At 68.3% G+C, this 17,560-nt stretch carries 11 protein-coding genes and 5 pseudogenes; 6 read left to right on the top strand and 10 right to left on the bottom strand.

Features of this window, described 5'->3' with window-relative positions:
* Positions 1-171: 171 nt before the first annotated feature.
* Positions 172-1,044, top strand: a pseudogene (locus tag OHS82_RS42865) (transposase); the annotation flags it as partial.
* 186 nt (positions 1,045-1,230) lie between these two features.
* Here the strand turns inward: OHS82_RS42865 and OHS82_RS42860 are convergent.
* The 5 genes from OHS82_RS42860 to OHS82_RS42840 all read right to left on the bottom strand — a co-directional run bounded on the left by OHS82_RS42860 (position 1,231) and on the right by OHS82_RS42840 (position 8,454).
* Positions 1,231-2,670, bottom strand: coding sequence for a gamma-aminobutyraldehyde dehydrogenase (locus OHS82_RS42860; RefSeq protein WP_057584817.1), 1,440 nt, complete (start codon positions 2,668-2,670; stop codon positions 1,231-1,233).
* A 329-nt stretch (positions 2,671-2,999) separates the two neighbouring features.
* Complete coding sequence (locus OHS82_RS42855; protein ID WP_328435991.1) at positions 3,000-5,315, bottom strand: N,N-dimethylformamidase beta subunit family domain-containing protein; 2,316 nt, start codon at positions 5,313-5,315, stop codon at positions 3,000-3,002.
* Positions 5,316-5,332: 17 nt separating this feature from the next.
* Positions 5,333-5,680, bottom strand: a complete 348-nt coding sequence (locus OHS82_RS42850; RefSeq protein WP_328435990.1) for a hypothetical protein — start codon at positions 5,678-5,680, stop codon at positions 5,333-5,335.
* A gap of 189 nt (positions 5,681-5,869) precedes the next feature.
* Positions 5,870-7,276, bottom strand: coding sequence for an APC family permease (locus OHS82_RS42845; RefSeq protein WP_057584820.1), 1,407 nt, complete (start codon positions 7,274-7,276; stop codon positions 5,870-5,872).
* Positions 7,277-7,470: 194 nt separating this feature from the next.
* The gene (locus OHS82_RS42840; RefSeq protein ID WP_328435989.1) at positions 7,471-8,454 is read right to left on the bottom strand and encodes a helix-turn-helix transcriptional regulator; all 984 of its coding nucleotides are present in this window, start codon (positions 8,452-8,454) and stop codon (positions 7,471-7,473) included.
* Between the two features lie 558 nt (positions 8,455-9,012).
* Here OHS82_RS42840 and OHS82_RS42835 point away from each other — a divergent pair.
* Positions 9,013-9,500, top strand: a pseudogene (locus OHS82_RS42835) (transposase); the annotation flags it as partial.
* A 37-nt stretch (positions 9,501-9,537) separates the two neighbouring features.
* On the opposite strand, the pseudogene OHS82_RS42830 reads toward OHS82_RS42835, so the two are convergent.
* Positions 9,538-9,846 (bottom strand): annotated as a pseudogene (locus OHS82_RS42830) (helix-turn-helix domain-containing protein); the annotation flags it as partial.
* A gap of 216 nt (positions 9,847-10,062) precedes the next feature.
* Between OHS82_RS42830 and OHS82_RS42825 the strand changes: the two are divergent.
* Entirely contained in the window at positions 10,063-10,275 is a 213-nt protein-coding gene (locus tag OHS82_RS42825; RefSeq protein WP_057584822.1) for a DUF5988 family protein, read from the top strand.
* A 924-nt stretch (positions 10,276-11,199) separates the two neighbouring features.
* Here OHS82_RS42825 and OHS82_RS42815 read toward each other — a convergent pair.
* Positions 11,200-12,348: a pentapeptide repeat-containing protein gene (locus OHS82_RS42815; RefSeq protein ID WP_328435988.1), complete on the bottom strand. Its 1,149-nt coding sequence runs from the start codon at positions 12,346-12,348 to the stop codon at positions 11,200-11,202.
* A gap of 167 nt (positions 12,349-12,515) precedes the next feature.
* Between OHS82_RS42815 and OHS82_RS43670 the strand changes: the two are divergent.
* The 3 genes and pseudogenes from OHS82_RS43670 to OHS82_RS42800 form a co-directional block, all read left to right on the top strand.
* Positions 12,516-12,674, top strand: a pseudogene (locus OHS82_RS43670) (IS5/IS1182 family transposase); the annotation flags it as partial.
* A 272-nt stretch (positions 12,675-12,946) separates the two neighbouring features.
* Positions 12,947-13,770 (top strand): annotated as a pseudogene (locus OHS82_RS42805) (IS5 family transposase).
* 68 nt (positions 13,771-13,838) lie between these two features.
* Positions 13,839-14,156: a hypothetical protein gene (locus OHS82_RS42800; protein ID WP_328435987.1), complete on the top strand. Its 318-nt coding sequence runs from the start codon at positions 13,839-13,841 to the stop codon at positions 14,154-14,156.
* Positions 14,157-14,420: 264 nt separating this feature from the next.
* On the opposite strand, the gene OHS82_RS42795 is transcribed toward OHS82_RS42800, so the two are convergent.
* From OHS82_RS42795 to OHS82_RS42785, 3 genes are all read right to left on the bottom strand, one after another.
* Complete coding sequence (locus OHS82_RS42795) at positions 14,421-14,627, bottom strand: hypothetical protein (RefSeq protein WP_057582417.1); 207 nt, start codon at positions 14,625-14,627, stop codon at positions 14,421-14,423.
* A gap of 203 nt (positions 14,628-14,830) precedes the next feature.
* Positions 14,831-16,219 (bottom strand): acyl-CoA reductase, encoded by a 1,389-nt coding sequence (locus OHS82_RS42790; protein WP_057582416.1) that lies wholly within the window; start codon positions 16,217-16,219, stop codon positions 14,831-14,833.
* Positions 16,219-17,559 (bottom strand): hypothetical protein, encoded by a 1,341-nt coding sequence (locus OHS82_RS42785; RefSeq protein ID WP_328435985.1) that lies wholly within the window; start codon positions 17,557-17,559, stop codon positions 16,219-16,221. Before OHS82_RS42785 ends, OHS82_RS42790 begins: the two co-directional genes overlap by 1 nt.
* Position 17,560: the final 1 nt, after the last annotated feature.

The following is a 17,560-nucleotide window of genomic DNA, read 5'->3' as shown; positions in this document are numbered from 1 at the left end:
GACAGCACTGCGGCTCCTTCGCTGCGCAGACTTCGACGGACGCGGCGACCACCCACGACCTGACCGCCGCCCCCACCCACAGCACCGCCGAAGCACTCACCCACACCCGCCCCGAGCGCTGGGCCGACACGGCATCCCAGAGCGCCGCCAGCTCCACCCGGACGCCCCCCGGCGGCCGCCGCGCCGCTGCGGGCCGAGCCGGCGTTGTTCGGGCCGGTGGCCTCCGACCCGACGGGCTCCCGCCTCATCGACACGGGCGGGAAGCGGGCGCTGACCGCGTTCCGCCGGGCCCGCTCCCAGGTCCGCGAGCGGACAGGTGATCGTGGACCTGGACGGGTGCTGGTGATCGCGCACTCCGACAAGAAGGATGTCACCGCGACCTAGAAGCGGACATTCGGCCACCATCCGATCATGGGGTTTCGTCGACCACGGGGCGGGCGGTGCCGGTGAGCCGGTCGTCTGCGCCCAGGGCGGGGAAGGCGGGCAGCAACACCGCCGCCGACCGCAGCACCGCCACCGAACTGGCCCTGGCTCACCTCCCCAAGACCTACCGGCGCGGGCGCCGCACCCTGATCCGCACCGACTCCGGCGGCGGCACCAACGAGTTCCTCGACTGGCTCACCGCACGCGGCCGGTGGCTGTCCTACTCGGTCGGCAGGACCATCACCGATACCACCCAACACGCCGTACTGAAGATCGCGACATCGGCCTGGACACCCGCCGTCGATCCGGACTGCCAGATCCGCGACGGCGCCTGGGTCGCCGAACTCGCCGGGACTGCCTGACGGGTTGCCGAAGGGGATGCGCCTGATCGTCCGCGAGGAACGTCCACACTCCGGCGCCCAACTCCGCTTCACCGACGCCGACGGCATGCGCATCACCTGCTTGCTACCTACCAACACCCCCGGCAAGGCGATCGCCGGGCTCGAGCTGAGCCACCGCCAGCGCGCCCGCTGCAAGGACCGCATCCGCAACGCCCATGACACCGGCCTGCGCAACCTCCCCCTGCACGACTTCGCCCGGAACCAGATCTGGCTGGAGATCGGTCTGTTCCTATCCTTGTGTCCCGAACGCGTCCAGGATGGACGAGGAGAACCCGGCTCCCCGGACGTTGCTCCAGTTCAGAGGGGTTCTCGGACTCCTCCGCGGCGGATCCCTTCCTCACTTCGGGCGGATGTCGGGATCCCGGCTGGGCGATCCGGCTTGGCACTGGCGGCGTCGGCGCGGGCGTCACGCGTCCAGTGACGTCATGACGTGCTTGATACGGGTGTAGTCCTCGAAGCCGTACGCGGACAGATCCTTGCCGTAGCCGGATTGTTTGAAGCCGCCATGGGGCATCTCGGCGACCAGTGGGATGTGGGTGTTGATCCACACGCAGCCGAAGTCCATCGTTTTGGACATGCGCATCGCGCGTGCGTGGTCCTTGGTCCACACCGACGAGGCCAGGGCGTAGTCGACGCCGTTGGCGTAATCCAGGGCCTGTGCCTCGTCGCGGAAGGGCTGGACCGTGATGACCGGGCCGAACACCTCGTTCTGGATGATCTCGTCGTCCTGCTTGAGGCCGGAGACGACGGTGGGGGCGTAGAAATAGCCCTTGTTGCCGACGCGATGGCCGCCTGCCTCGATCTTGGCGTGGGCGGGCAGACGCTCGATGAAGCCGGAGACCTGCGTGAGCTGGTTGGCGTTGTTGAGCGGTCCGCACAGAACGTCCGGGTCGTCGGGTCGGCCGGTCTTTGTGCCGGTGGCGGCCCTCGCCAGCGCCGTCACGAACTCGTCGTGAACCGACTCCTGCACGAGGACGCGGGTCGCGGCCGTGCAGTCCTGACCGGCGTTGAAGAAGCCGGCCACCGAGATGCACTCGACGGCCTGGGCGATGTCGGCGTCGGCGAATACGACGACCGGCGCCTTGCCGCCCAGCTCCAGGTGAACGCGCTTGACGTCCCTGGCCGCGGACTCGGCGACTTGCCTGCCGGCTCGTACGGAGCCGGTGATGGAGACCATCGCCGGGGTGGGGTGTTCAACCATCAGGCTGCCGGTGTCGCGGTCACCGCAGACGACGTTGAATACGCCCTTGGGCAGGATGGACCCGATGATCGCGGCCATCAGCAGGGTAGAGGCCGGGGTGGTGTCCGACGGCTTCAGGACCACCGTATTGCCTGCGGCGAGCGCCGGGGCGAACTTCCAGACCGCCATCAGCATCGGGTAGTTCCACGGTGCGACCTGCGCGCAGACCCCGACGGGCTCACGCCTGACGATGGAGGTCATGCCGTCCATGTACTCACCGGCCGATCGGCCCTCCAGCAGGCGCGCGGCGCCGGCGAAAAAGCGGATCTGGTCCACCATCGGTGGCACCTCTTCGCTCGCCGTCAGCCCTAGGGGCTTGCCAGTGTTCTCGGACTCGACGGCGACGAGTTCCCCGGCCCTTGCCTCGAAAGCGTCCGCGATCTTCAGCAGCAGGCGCTGTCGCTCGGCCGGGGTGGTGTCGCGCCACGCCGGGAACGCGGCCGCGGCCGCGGCCATGGCGGCGTCGACGTCCTCCCGGCCGGACAACGGCGAGGTCGCGTAGGACTCGCCGGTCACCGGGTTGACGATCTCGATGGTCTGCCCTTCGGCGGCGTCCAGGGACTCGCCGCCGATGTAGTTTCGCAGCGTGCGCAGAACGGTGGTCACTGGGTCTCCAGTCGGCACATTGGTGGTTCCTCGCGTGCTTCTTTGGCTTCGGCTGCCTGGGGGCGACGTCGGACGACAGCCGCTGGGCCAGGGACGGGGAATGAGGACGGCAGCACCAGCACGGCGGCGATTTGACCGGCTGCCAGGGCCGTGAATTTCCACTTGCCCCGACTCCTGCCAAGCACCAGAGCGGTGCCGGGTATCGGGAGCGCGGAAGCCGCCGCAGAGAGTGGCCTGTGCCCCTGCTCCATGTGCTGGATGCGCAGCCGGATTTCGGAAGGTGATGCGCCCGGCTGGCGGAGCGCATCACCTTCGGCAACAGGGGCGGCCTACTCCAGTGGCTTCTCGTCGCGGAAGCGCCGCAGTACGTTGTCTGTGATCTTCGCGATGTTGTTGTCGTACCCGTTGTGGGACAGCGACCCGGTCCAGGCGATGGATCCGACCGAGAAGAAGCCGCCGCCGCCCTCCAGCGCGCAGTAGACCATGTCCGCGCGGACCGCCGGCTGCTCGGTTCCGCCCATCCCCGGGAGCATCTCGAAGATCTCCTCGGTCACCAGCAGGTAGCTGTCGGAGAAGGGCCCGGAGGTGGCCAGGACCAGGGTTCCGGGCGGCGAGCCGAGCGCCGGGTTCCAGCAGTCGATCTCGGCACCGGCCGCGCCACCACCGATGATGCCGAAGTCGCCCAGGAGCTCGTTCTCGCCGACGCCTTCGAAGATGAAGGCCGCACGCGGATCCCGGCTGTCCGCAAGGCGCTCGTAGTAGGTGCAGCGGTCGAAGCCCTGGGCCGCCATGCCTACTCCTACAAGACGCTGTGGTGCCTTGCCCTTGTTGCGCCACAGGCCGCTGGCCTCGCCCGAGGTGGTGTGGCGGCGTTCGGCGAAGGGGGACTGGTGGGGGCGCGTGCCGCCGTCGGCCCGGCGCAGCTCCATCAGGTGCGGGGCGTCGGGGTCGTAGGAGACTGTCGCGAAGAACCCGTTGCCGCCCAGGTACATCAGCCGACCGCCGTTCGCGGTGAACTCCTCAAGGGCGTCAAGCTCGCGCCGCGTGACGTATTCGGGGTGGCTTCCGGTGATCACAACGCGGTATTCGCGCAGCAGGTCGTAGCCTTCCCGGTCGAGGTCCTCGTCGCTGAGGGCGTCGAACTCGCACTCCGTCGTCTCCAGCCAGTGCACCAGGGACAAGTCGGCGGGCAGACCCCAGGGACCTTCGCTCATGAACGAGGCCCGGTACCGCGGCTGCAGACTGATCAGCGGGCGGCGGACGCTGCCGAACACCACGCCGGACCCGTCATTGTGGATCTCGTACAGGGAGCGGCCGAACTCGGGGTGGTCCTGCAGGACCAGGTCTTCCTTGTGGACGATGGGCGTGTGCCCGAGGAGCATCTCCATACCGTCCGCCTCGAAGGCGATCCGGTCGTTGGCGTAAGCCAGGTAGGTCGCGGTGGGGAACAGGATGGCGACGTCCTTGCGCCGGCGGCCGGGCCCGACGAGGAAGGGCACGTGCTGCTCGATGCCCTCGGCCCGCAGCCGCACCGCGTAGACGCCGCTGGGCAGGTCCTCGGGCACCTCGAAGGTGAACGCCGCGGGCCACTGGGCGTCAGCGGTGTCGTCGTCATGGAAGTGGATGGCGTCGAACTCGTCCGGCGCGAGCCGGAAGTCCTCCACGACACCTTGGAAGGTGGGCCCGGTAACGCCCCGGACGGGCGCGTTCACGCAGCGGCCGTGCAGCATGTGCGGCCCCTCGTCGACCACATCCCACAGCAGCAGCCCGTCGGGGCGCTCGCTGCGGCCGAAATGCCAGGCAGCAACCGGCTCGCGCGTCCTGGAGGCGTCGTCGGTGGCGCGTTCGACGCGGATGCCACCGATCTTCCCGTTGAACGCGGTTGCCGCGAGCAGCCGGTCACCGTCCCCGCGAGCCAGCGCGCCGATACGGAACGGCATCGAGGAAGCCGTCCAGACCGCCGAGGAGGGGGCGCTCGCCTGCTCGGGTACGGCGGCTGCGGCGGCCGGTGCCACCCGGTCCGCGCAGTGGTCCAGCGGAGCCTGCCGCAGGGTGATCTGCCCCTCCGAACGTGGCAGTTCGACCTCGAGCCGGTACCACTGGTGGGCCGTCAGCTCCTGTTCCAGGGTGAGGGTCCGCCGCTGACCGCCCTCGCTCCATACGAAAGACGGCTTGCCCTCGTCGAGCAGCAGGGCCCAGCCGGTCATGGTCGCCGCGTCCCAGGTGCCCATGACCGCCTGGCGTTCGCCGGTGAAGCCGACCGAGCTCTGGCTGACCCGATAGGCGCCCAGACTCCCCGAGCGGTTGTCGCGCGGCAGCGTCGGGAAGACGGAGGCGCGGATGACCAGCGCGTCAGGGGTCGCCAGCAGGCCCTTTGGGTCGGGGACTTCGACATAGGAGCCGGGCTGGCAGGCGTAGTACTGCCCCGGGTACGTGCCGTCGATGGCGGAGGGGACCTCGGTCTCCAGGAAGCCGGGCCCCGCCTGCCCGTCGTAGCCGTGCCGCAGGCGCACCAGGGCGGCGTCGTAGGCCGGCGGGCCTTCACAGCTGATGTGGAACGACAGTTGCTCGCCAGGGCGGGCGGCGAGGCGATCGGTGTAGCCGAAGACGTTCTGGGTCGTCGTGCGGCCGCTCGCGAGTGCCATGACCTTCTCGTTTCTTTCTAGTTCTGCTGGAGTGCCGCGGCACGCGCGGTGAAGATGTACCGCATGGCGTCTTCGTAGTCCCCGAAGGACTGTTCGGTCAGGAGCAGATTGCCCGGCATGCCCAGGGCGATCTTCGACACGCGCCAGGGGCCGTCGGGGCCTTCGGAGAAGATGATGTGCTTGCCCGAGACGGGCAGGCTGCGCAGCGCCCGCAGCACGCGTTGCGTGCGGTCGTCGTGCGGTCCCGACGGAGCCGCGTCATGGGCGGCGGTGACCTCATGGGTGCACTCCTTGCGCAGGCGCTCTTCGCTGCGCAGACGGAACACTTCGAGCAGCTCTGCCGAGCGGTCTGCACCGGTGCGCATCAGTTCACCTCTTGCTGCTGGGACACCGTCGCGGTGCGGTGGGACAAGGACGATGGGCTCACGGGAGGGTGCCTTTCCTGTGTGAGGGGACTCGCGACCGCCGGGCCGCGACTGGGGCTGGCCTGTGCCTCAAGGTGACGGCGTCTCGGGCCGATGCCGAGTGCTGCCCGGCGGTGAGCGGGAGCGCTGTCAGGCGTCGGAGTCGCCGAGCGAACGGCCGGTGAGCTTGAAGTACGCCGCCACGCAGAGGCCGATAACGAGCCAGCACGAGCCGACGATCTTGGCGTTGGGGTCCGCGTTCCACAGCGCGACCAGGAGGAGCGCGGCGCCGAGGATCGGGGAGACCCAGTGGACGAAGAAGCGGCGGCTGCCGCCTCGGACGACGAAGTGGGTGAAGACGCTGACGTGGAGGAGGACGTAGGCGGTGATCGCGCCGAAGGTCACCAGGGTGGTCAGCAGTCCCGACTGCTCCACGCCGAGGATGCCGACTCCCACCGACAGGAGCGCGATGAAGATCATCGCGTTGAGGGGGACCTGGTGCCTGTCGCTGACCCGCGACAGGAACTTCGGCAGCTGCCCGTCGCGGGCCATGCTGAAGACCAGGCGGGCGGAGGTGGCGTTGGAGGCGATGGTGTTGGCGAAGATCGCGATCAGGGCGGCGGTCAGCAGGAGGACCGTCTTGAACCAGCCCGCCATGGCCGTGCCGACCACGTTGTAGAAGGCGTTGTTGACCGGGTCGCCGTCGGCGAATTCCGTCCCGGTCGGGACCAGGATGCCCGCCACGAAGACCTGCACGACGAACAGCGCGGTCACCTGGTAGAGGACGATCATGGTGGCCTTGGAGACCGTCCGGCCGCCGCCCTCTGCCTCCTCGTTCAGTGTCGAGATCGCGTCGAAGCCGATGTAACTGAGCGCGGCGACGGGGACCGCACCGAGGACCAGGGACCAGGAACCGCCGTCCGCGGGGATGAACGGGTTGAGTGACAGATGCGCCCGGCCCTGGAGGATGAGCACGGCCGCCCAGACCAGGAACACGGCCAGCACGACCAGCTGGATGTAGAGGAAGATCTTGTTCATCGTCGCGGTGACACTGATGCCCATGATGTTGATCAGTGCGGTCGCGGCGACGAAGATCACCACCCAGATCCAGGCGGGCACCCAGGAGACCACTCCGGTCATCGCGCTGGCCGCGAAGACACACAGCAGCGCGGGCAGCAGCAGGTAGTCGAGCAGGATGGCCCACCCGGAGACGAACCCGAGGAAGCGGTTGCTGCCCATCCGTACGTAGCTGTAGACCGAGCCGGCGACCGGGAACCGGACCGCCATCTCCTTGTAGCTGATGGCACTGAACAACATCGCGATCGCAGCCACCACGTACACCGCGGCGACGGCGCCGGCGGACATGTTGTAGACGATGCCGAACACCGCGACGGGGGCGAGCGGCACCATGTAGATCAGGCCGTAGATGACGACGTCGGCCAGGCTGAGCGTGCGGGCGAGCTCCTGCTCGTAACCGAGCTCGTGCAGCCGGGCGCTGTCGTCATCCGCGCCGCCAGGTCTTTCGGGCACTGTTCGGGGAGCTTCTGGAACGTTCATGGCCGGGCCTCCTGAGGGATGAACGAGCCCCGGTCGGCTGTCGGCGCCGTGAGCGGCGACAGCGCGGGAAGACGCGGGGTCGGCAACAGCCGGCTCGACGGGTGGGGACCGCCTTCAGCGCGGGCTTCTCTTCACCTCGAATATGGCGCTCGGCCACCTTGCGCCTCAATACGCATTCCTACCGACAGCGGCGGTCAGCGGTCCAAGCTGAGAATCCCCTCGCGCAGCGCCGACGCCACCGCGCCGGCTCGCGACGGCTGCCCCATCTTGTGGAGGATCCGCTCCACGTGCGTGGTCACCGTGCGCAAGGAGACGTCTCGCTGCGATGCCAGCTGCTGGTTCGACAACCCTGCCGCCATCCCGTTCAGGATGTCGTACTCGCGCGGCGAGAGTGAATAGGGCAGGCCAGCCGTCGGAAGCTCCTGCACCAGTACAGCCGGCTCTGGCCGTCCCAGCGGATCGACCACCTTCAGGACCTGCAGCGAGAGCCACCCTTCACTCGACGCCTGCAGCCCAGTGGCGGCGACCTGCGCCGAGGCCATGAAGCGACGCAGAAAGCCGGTGAACTCGGGCTGCGTGGGCGCGAGCGCCGGGGCGCACGTCTCGACGGCCCAAGCACGGCCGGTGTGGTCGATCAGGGTGGCGTTCGCTCCCGGCGGTATGGCGCATCCGGTGGTCTGCCGTCGAGCCACGTCGCACATCCGCGCCAGCGCGGGCACCAGAGCCTTGAGGAGTTCGGCCGCGTCGTCCCGGAACGCGCCACGCGCCGCCGCGGAGAAATGCAGCATGCCCGTGTACACACCGCTGTCCGAGAAGAGGCAGGCGGTCATGCCGTCTGCGAAGCCAGCAGGTCCGAGCACCTCTCGGTACATCGGGGACCGTCGGTAATCGCCCGGCATGTCGTCGATCCGCAACGGCAGGTGCCGCTCCCGGACCGGCCGGTTCTCTGCGCTCGCCGCATAGCGGTCACCCAATGCGGCAACCGTTTCATCACCGTAGGTGACCACAGCGAGTGCGCGGTGCGCACGGGCCATCGGGTCCCAGAGCATGAGGGCGCTGGCGTCGTGATGGGTCACCGGCTCAAGCAGCCTCAGCACCGTCATCGCGGCCTCGCGCCGGTCACCGGCTCCGGCTGCATAGGCCGCCTCAACCAAGACTCGGGTGTGGGATGGCTGCATCAGCGGATCCCTCTCGAAGCTGGGCTACCCCACCTCACGATAGCAGCGTCTTTTTTCGGGACCTTAGGGTGCGAGCTGCGGTTGTGCATCGCGCTCGTGGTGACCGCCTGGGAGAATGAGCCTGGCCGGTCCTGCTTCTGATCCTTTGGCTGCCGGGTTGACAGGATCCAACAACACGGTCCGGGCGGCATGCCTGTGCGGGCCGATCGGGGGCTTCCTCACGCACCAGCGTATTGCGACGTCCTTGCCGAGCCCAGCAGGTCCGGCGTCCCCCTCTGGCGGCTCGGCGCCGATGAGCTCGACACCGAACTGAGGGCGCGGATGGGCAGTCGCGGACGAAGAGCTCCCCGCGGGTATCCGCTCCGTCGCCGTCCCGATCCGCGACGGCGACGCATCGCAGCGATCAGCGTCACTGCGCATGTGGCGGAGACATCGCTGGACGCGCTCACCCAGCATCATGTCGACGACGGGTGGCCATAAAGCAGAAAGGGCCCCTGACCAGCGAGAATGAGGATTGTCTAGGTCCCTGTTCCCGCTCCGGCCGGAGGAACTCTCCAGGTGAGTAAGCGTGGCGGGTCGTACCCGCGTGTCCGCGTCGAGGGCGGTGGTCGCGAGGTGGTCTCGTAGTCCGGCGCCGTGCTGCTGGTCGAGACCGCCCGCAAGGCGGGGCTGGATGCGGCGATATCGGCGGCGCCGGCGCCGTGGTGTAAGGCGCGTGTGGTCCATGATCCCGGCAAGATTCTGCTGGACCTCCCGCTTACCGCGGCCCTGGGCGGGGACTGCCTGGCCGATGTCGCGAGGCTGCGGGCCGAGCCCGCCGTGTTCGGGCCGGTGGCCTCCGACCCGACAGTCTCCCGCCTGGTCGACGCCCTGGCCTCGCCGGGCCCCGTGCGCTCGCGGCGGTCCGTCGGGCACGGGCCGAAGTCCGCGAGTGGGTCTGGCGGCTGGCCGGCGAGGCGGCTCCGGACGCTGGCGGCGAGGTCATCGTGGACATCGACGGCGTGCTGGTGCCGGCGTACTCCGAGAAGCAGGACGCCGCCAAGACGACGGTTCACCCGGCGCCAGAAGGGGTTGGCCAACTACCGCCAAAGTCCACCGCTGATCAGCCCAGCCATGCGCGAGTGGACCGCGCTCCAACTCCCGTTCCAGTCTGGAAATTTGGCCGTCGGACAGCCGGGAGCGGCCAGGCGATCCTTTCGAGGCGACACCAGGTGCACCGCCCTCACGCCACTGACGTCGCCACCGTTCCACCGACCGTTCCGACACCCTGAGCGCGGTCGCGACGGCTCTGGTCGTCTGCCCGGCCTCGAACCGGACCACCGCATCCAGACGCACTCGCTCACGAGCAGCCCTTTCGGTGTCGGTGAAGCCCCCACCTTGCGCATACCTCACAGCCCCCAGCAGTACCGGACCAGGAGCCTCAGATCCGGCGAACGCCCGACATCACTCGTTCAGGTTCAGTAGTGAACAACCCAGTTTGGAAACGCTCTTAAGACCCCGTTTAGGACCCCCTCCTATCCTGCACACACCACCCCCCACAACCAAAACAAACTCAACCCACACCCACACCGCACCCGCACCCGCACCCGCACCCGAAGGAGACGTCACATGCACCAACCCAACGCCATCCTCAAAGGCGGACCCACCTTCCAACTCACCGACGAAGACCGCATCCGCTTCATCGCCGACACCACCACCAAAGTCAAAATACTCAAAGGCAACCGCTACGAACACTTCGAACCCACACACACAACCATCACCACCGACGACAACCAACTCCACGTCTACACCTGGACCGGCTACACCTACGTCGCCGAATAACCCCCACACCCACAGCAACCCCAACCACCCCAGCAACCCGAAAACCCATAGACGACCACCAAGTAGGTGAAGCACCCACTGCCGACCTCGGACAGGGAGGCCCCGCTGATCACCCAGAACAGCGTGGCCAGGTCGGAGGGAACCAGCGCCAGCCCACAAGCGCGCTTGTCGCCGGATCCGAACAGAAGGCGTGTGCGTCGGGCATAGCCCGCAACACCGGATCTCTCCGGGCCGACGCGTCACAGCACGTGGGCGCTCGGTGGGCCGCCGCGTCTGCTGGCGCGCGCCGTAGGGGATCTGCCGGCTCTGTAGAAGATGTTGTGATTCCACTCGCCTGACCTGGACCTATGGCGGGTGCCGTCACGTCACGTGCGTCACGCCAGGCAGTTCCGGCGAGACGCACGCGGTGGACGCCGTCGTGATCGAGTACACGTCGCCACGCCGGCCCCCTGGCCAGCGCTCCACGATGCGGTCCATTCGTCGCGATCGAGCCGGCCACACCCCCGTTCCGCTGCCTCAACTCCCCCTGCCTTCGGCCGTGACGTTGGCCGGCGGATCGAAAGTCCAGGTCGCCAAGGACACGCTCGCGAGGGACACGATCGGCCGTTGGCGTTCACCGCCACAGCGGGCGCCCACCGCAACCCCCTGGCCAGCACACGCACCTGGCTCGACACATCATCGGCGGCCGGATACGTCGCGGCGAACCCCGGTGCCGCCTCGACATGCACGGCCGCCGTCACTGCCGCGACCACGAACGTCCGCCCCAGACGAGCCAAGTGCTGATCATCTGGGCGGCCATCACGCTCACGACCCGACGGCTCACCCGCCGCACGGACCGTCCTGCCGAACACCGTGACGTCACTCACGGCCACGAACTGTCAGGCCGCCTGACCAACTCAGAACCGCCGCCGGGCGCTGACGAGCTCAAGGCAGGTCAGAAATGCTGGTGCCCGAGGGAAGCCGCAGCCCAGAGGGCGTCACCTGCAGGCCGAACTTCGGAGGGTGCCTGAAGTCGGCTGCCTGGGACATGTCGACGACGCCACCGCTGAAGTGAGCGGGCGGCACCGTACGGTAGATGGAAGGGAGGTGGTGTTCACCGAAGTTCACCGTGCTGCCGATGAAGGTCGCGCCGGTGAAGTCGACGATGCCGTCGGAGAACTCAGCTCCCTCGAATAAGACATCGCCTGCAATGAGTGCAGCGTCTCGAAAGCTCACACGTGCACCGGTGAAGCGGGCATGGTCGAAGGTGACCCAGCCGCCGCTGAAAGTGGCACGGTTGAAGCGGACAGTGCCGCTGCGGAATTCGGCGAGCCGGAAATAGACGTGGCCGTTTTCGGCGAAGTTCACCTCATCGAAGATGATCTGGTCTGTTCCGTCGCCAGCGAAGAGAGTCTTGACGAAGAGGACGTCACCGCCGGTGAAGCGGACGCCACGGAAGTCAGCTTCGACAAGGACAGCGCCCGTGAAGTCGAGATCGTGGCCCTGCCAGGATACGGGCGCATCGTCGAGCAGGTGAGCGGCAATGAGCCTCAGAACAGTCACGCGCACTTCCCGCTCGCGGCGCCACGACGCCAGCGCCCCTTCGTCGGCGGGTGGATCGGGAGAATGCGGCATTCGCAGATAGCCGCACAGCACGTCGATGCACATCTGGCGTTCCTGCGGCCATTCATCGGCGAGCCGTGCCATGGCGTAGGTGCCCGCCATGCGTACAGCTGGCTGGTCTGCACCGAGTTGTTCCGCGGCGGCGCCGAACCGTTCGATCAGCGTCTTGTCATACTCACGCAGCTCAGTCGCTTCACTCAGATGCTGGCGCCGATAGGCAACCACGAGCGCCACGACCCCGCCGACGCCGGCAACGACAGCCAGTGCGATCTTGATGGCGTCATAGGTATCACCGGGTTTGAGCGGTCCGGACACCTGAACCTGCGGCGCCCCCAGCATCAGCCACAGCAGTCCCAGGACGGTGATCGCTGCGGCTACGGCCAGCACCAGTACGACGGCGATATGCAGGCCCAACGGCCAGCGCATGGCACCGCGCGGCGCCAGGTTCGGATTCTGCTCAGCCGCGGTCAAACTCGACCCTCCGGCCACACGGCACCACCGGCCATCACGAAGCCGACCGCACGTTCACCGCGGCGACAAACAACCTCATCATGCCCTCCCCCTGGTTCTGCTGCAGACAGCGTGACGTACCCACAGCACCCGCACCAGAGGGCTGACACCGCCGGGAAGACCGCTGAGGGCCGTCCGGTGCCAACGATCACCGCCGGTTCATGGAGTGCTCGAAGGCCCGGGTGTGGGCAGAGCTGCATCGCCTGGTCCTGGTCGAGATCGGTTCGCGCGGCGAACTGGACTGGTCGCGGTGTGCCATCGACTCGGTGAACATGCAGGCTCTGAAATGAGATGACCTCTTAGTGAGCGTTTGGTTCGGTTATCAAACGTTTCCTGCCGATTCTCGGCGGTCAGACCCAGACGCCGGACCGGGCGATCCGCCGGAATAACGGCTTATACGGCATCAGCGGACCAGTAATGCGCCGGGTTCCTGGCAAAAGCTCCTGTCTCATTCAGAAACCACCCGGTTCATACGACACCGCGAACTCGCGACCCTGAAGCACCCAACACCCCCGCACACGCCCTGCACAGGCCGGCTGCCACCGCATACCCAGGCATCATGCAGCCCTCACGGCCCTACCCCAGCGACCTGTCCGACGCCCGCTGGGAACTCATCCGTCCCACCCTCGAAGCCTGGCGCCAGGCCCGCAACGGCATCCGCAAACCCACCCACGACCTGCGCGCCCTGATCAACGCCATCCTCTACGTCGACCGCACCGGCATCCCCTGGCGCTACCTACCCCACGACTTCCCGCCCCACCAAACCGTCTACGGCTACTTCGCCCGATGGGAAACCGACGGCATCTTCGACCAGCTCACCGGCCTCTTACGCGGCAAAGTCCGCCAGGCCGAAGGCCGCACCAGCGAGCCCAGCGCCTGCCTGATCGACAGCCAGAGCATCAAAACCTCCGCCACCGTCCCCCTGACCAGCCAAGGCATCGACCCGGCCAAGAAAATCATCGGGCGCAAGCGCCACATCATCACCGACATACTCGGCCTCCTCCTCGCCGTCGCCGTCACCGCCGCCAGCGTCCACGACTCCGCCGCCGGCACCCAACTCCTGACCCACGTCCGCGAACGCCACCCCACCATCACCAAAGCCTGGGCCGACAACGGCTACAAGACCAAAGCCGTCGAACACGCCGCCCAGATCGGCATCGACCTGGAAATCGTCCAGCGCAACCCCGGCGTCCGCGGCTTCCACGTCCAACCCCGCCGCTGGTCATCGAACGCACCCTCGGCTGGCTCATGCACCACCGCCGCCTGACCCGCGACTACGAAACCCACCCACACCGATCAACCGCCATGATCCAGCTCGCCGCCATCAACCTCATGACCCGCCGCCTCACCCACGAAGCCACCACCAACTGGCGCGACAGCTAAGCCAAATGAAACGGACAACAGAGAACCAAACGCTCACTTATTCGACTGTCCGACCGCGCGGGGACGAAGTGTTCGCCCCAGTCGACGCGTTGCTGTGCACGGACGATCCGGTGACCTCGCCGGTGGACCTCACGTCGGTGGCCGAGCACGGCGCGGGCACGGCGCGAAGCTCAACTTCTCGGTCCGCGCGCTCTACAAACGCCATCGCCGGCGGCCACAAGCTGATGGTCAAGCTGGACTGCGCAGGGCATTCGGTGGTGTGGGAGATGCAGTACAAGAACGTGCACAACCTCGCCAAGCACTGGCTCAAGCACCTGAAGGTCGACGGCAAGACCCAGGGCATCTTCGACATGAACACCAACGGTGACATCAGCCCGGCTGCGTAGAACAGCCGAGCTCTCGACCGCGAACCGTGGAGCCCAGGGTCCGTACGTCAGCCTTGCGCCGTCGTCAGGGCCGCCACTGACACCGGCGAGGTGGAGTCCGCCGTCTGCAGGCTCTCGCCCGAACGGCGGGCCTCGACCTCGTCCGCCGGGGCGCCCTGAGCGCGAGCGGTACCGGGTGGATCATCTGGTGGACCAGCGACGCCGACCCGGCGCTGATCCCGTCTTCCACCCGGTTCTGGTGGTCCCGGTCGTCCAAGGCCGGGATCACCGGATCCGTCGGTACTCCCCGATGTGAGAGTCGGTGACGCCTGCTGCACCCGGTGGTGCCTCCAGCAGCGCGGCGAGCTCGGGCCGGCACAGCCCGGGGCCGATGCGGTCCTGATCCTTCACCAGGACGAGATCCTGGCTCCAGTCGGGATGCGTGAGGAAGTACACCGTCGTCGCGAACTCCTCGCCGCTGTTGAAATGCACGACGCTCGCGAAGCCGCCAGTCAACCGCACCGTGAACGTGGGCTGGGCGCCGGTCGTCGGCGCTCAGGTGGAGATTGCTGGTGATCCAGACCCCGCGAGCGGCCCGAGCCCTCCGACCAGCGCCGGTGTCCGCGGTCCTCCGGGTGGCCGGTCACGCGGTCCGGGCGGAAATCGGGGGCCCGGGTGCGCCGCCGGCGAAGCAGTCACTCGTCGTTCACCCACCGCATGAGCCGTTGCAGCGGGTAGAAGCCGTCGTGCGAGAGGCCCGGTGGCATGCCGCCCGCCCTGCCGAGGGAGACCACGCGTTGCACGCCGGCGCAGGCGAGGGCGTCGCGCAGTTCCGCCTTGCGGGTGTCGGGGTACACGCCGACCGTCTGGGTGGCGACCCCGGCATGTGCGATCGCCTCGGACAGTACGCCGACCGGGACGACGTCGACGATCTTCCCGTCGGGGTGGAAGTCGACCGGTTCGGGAGAGCGGATGACCAGGCCCCGGCCGTCGTAGGCGCCCCACACCCGGTATTCGGGCTCCATGGACCGCAGGACGTCGATCTCCTCGCGCAGTTGCGCGGCGACCCGTGGGCCGCCGGCCGAGCTGAACTCCCTCGCCACGCCCAGGCGTTCGCACAGCAGGGCGGCGTAGCGGTCGGCGTCTTCCCAGGAGCCCTCGACGAACTGGAAGCGGCTGGCCACGCAGGCCTGCTGGTTGAAGAAGGTGGCGTCGACGGCGCCCGCGTCGGCCGCCCGGGCCAGGCTCTCCTCGGACGCGAAGGCCTCGCGACCGATCATCGAGATGGAGGTCTTGGGGTCGAAGGAGACGAGCTCGAAGCCCGGGCCGACGTACTTCAGCGCGCTGCGGATGGTGGACTCACCGCCCCAGGCGACCAGCTTGTCGAAGAACTGCGGGCGGAACAGCACGCTCTCCACCGCCTCGTCGCCGCCGCGCCAGTACACCGCGGAGAACGACCGCACCACCGGGTGCCCGGGGGCGACCGTGGCCATGGTGCGCAGGATCGCGGTCGCGGTGAACAGGTCGTTCGAGGGCAGTTTCAGGAGGTTGACGCCCTTGGTGAGCGCGCCGCGCACGACGGACATCGCCGCGACTCCGGGTGCGTTGCCCGCGATGATGTGCACCAGGCGGGGCGGGAACGCGCGGGTGGCCGCGATCCGGTCGTCGGGCAGACGCACCTCGCGCCAGCCGTCGAGCACGTCCGCACCGCCGAGTTCGTGGTCGATCTGGGCGTACAGACCGGGGCGTTGGAAGCTGCGCCACAGCACGGCGTAGGCGCGCTCCAGCACTTCCGCGGGCAGCGGGCTGACCGGGACCATCCGGTCCAGGGCTTCGGCGAGCAGGCCTGCCCGGTCCGCTTTGAGGGCCTCGCCGGTCTCCACCAGCAGATCGACGATCTCCGCCACGGGCACGTGGAAGGCGGGGCCGGGTTCGGTGCGGGGCCACACGAGGCGGTCGAGGTCGAGGGCCGGTGCGGTGAACCGGCCGAGGTCGACGGGGGTGCTCCGGTCGGCCTCGCCCCGGATCACGTGGACGACGTTCACGGGGGCGGCCGTGGTGCCGTCGCGTGTCGTACGGCTCATCAGTGGATCATCCCTCGCACGTAGGAGTCGAGTGTCGCGGCGCAGGTGATCTTGTCGTCGCCGCCGAGGTCGCCGTAGCGCCGGATGTCCGGCAGGACCGCCGGTCCCGGGCGGCCGCAGGCGCACGGCGAGAAGTCCACGAAGACCCGGTCGCCGCTGATCAGCCCGCCCCAGCGGCCCTCCAGGGAGACATCGAGGAACGCGCACCGTCCCTCGACGACGCCGTGTCCGGGGTTGAGCAGCTTTTCGCCGGGCTCGTCGAGCACCAGGGGGATGACCCAGGGCGGCACGTGGTAGTTGCCCTGCTCGCAGGCGAGGCAGGAGCCCTGGAGCTCGGTCATGCCGTAGCTGCGTACGCGGCGGACGCCGTCGTAGAAGGCGGCCAGCTGCTGCTGGTAGTCGTCGGGGAGGGCGCGGCCCTTGTTGCCGCCGCCGCTGAGCACCAGCGTGTCCGGGTGCAGGCTTCCGTCGGCCACGCCGCGGGCGCGCAGGGCCTGGATCAGAGCGAACTGCTGGTTGTTCATGCCGGCGATCAGCAGCGGTTCGTCGCGGTGCGCGGCGATGTCGTCGACGATCTCGGCCATGGCCGTGCCCAGTTCCCGTTCGCGGGACTCCGAGACGGTCTCGAAGGAGCTGATCTCCTGCGGGGTCGCGGTGCCCTCGGCGATCCGGCGGCGCAGCAGCGCGCTGCTCATCAGCTCGGACACCCTCATCGGGTCCTCGGTGAGCAGCCTGGTCTCGCCGGGCTGCGCGAAGACCTCGGCGTGCCATCGGAAGCCGTCGATGGAGCGCATCGGGCCGCTCGCCGGTGCGAGCAGATATCCGCGGCGGGTGGGTTTCGCCGGCAGGGGGTCGGGCCAGCAGGTGAGGTGTTCCAGGATGTCGTGCAGGAGACTCAGGTCGCCGGCGTCGCAGTTGAGGAAGGAGACCTTTCCGGAGGTGCCGCTGGTGATGTACGGGCGGTGGCCGGCGGCGGTGATGCGGTCGGTCCACTCGTCGATGTCGCGGACGCCGTCCATGTCGACGTCGCCGGGTTCGACCGCGGAGACGGTGGTGTACCAGCGCAGGAGCCGGTCCCAGCGGCCGGCGGTGATGAGGGAGACGGGGTAGGACTTGTAGCTGGTGTGCGAGAAGAGCAGCGGCACGAGGTCGTCGAGGGCGGTGATCTCGTCGACGCCGGTCTCCGCCGCCCGGGTGCGCAGCAGCGGAACCCGCTCGCGGTGGGCGGTGAAGGTCTCCCGGGCGGCCTCCAGCTGCAACTCCTGCAGTTCGTCGGCGGGTTGGTCGAATGTGTCGCCGGAGAGGACGAGGGATCGGATCTGCTCGCGTGCGCCTGGCACA

This window comes from Streptomyces sp. NBC_00425, from assembly GCF_036030735.1.
Lineage (GTDB): Bacteria > Actinomycetota > Actinomycetes > Streptomycetales > Streptomycetaceae > Streptomyces.
The sequence above is the reverse complement of the archived record's forward strand: the minus strand, read 5'-3'. Positions and strand labels throughout refer to the sequence as shown.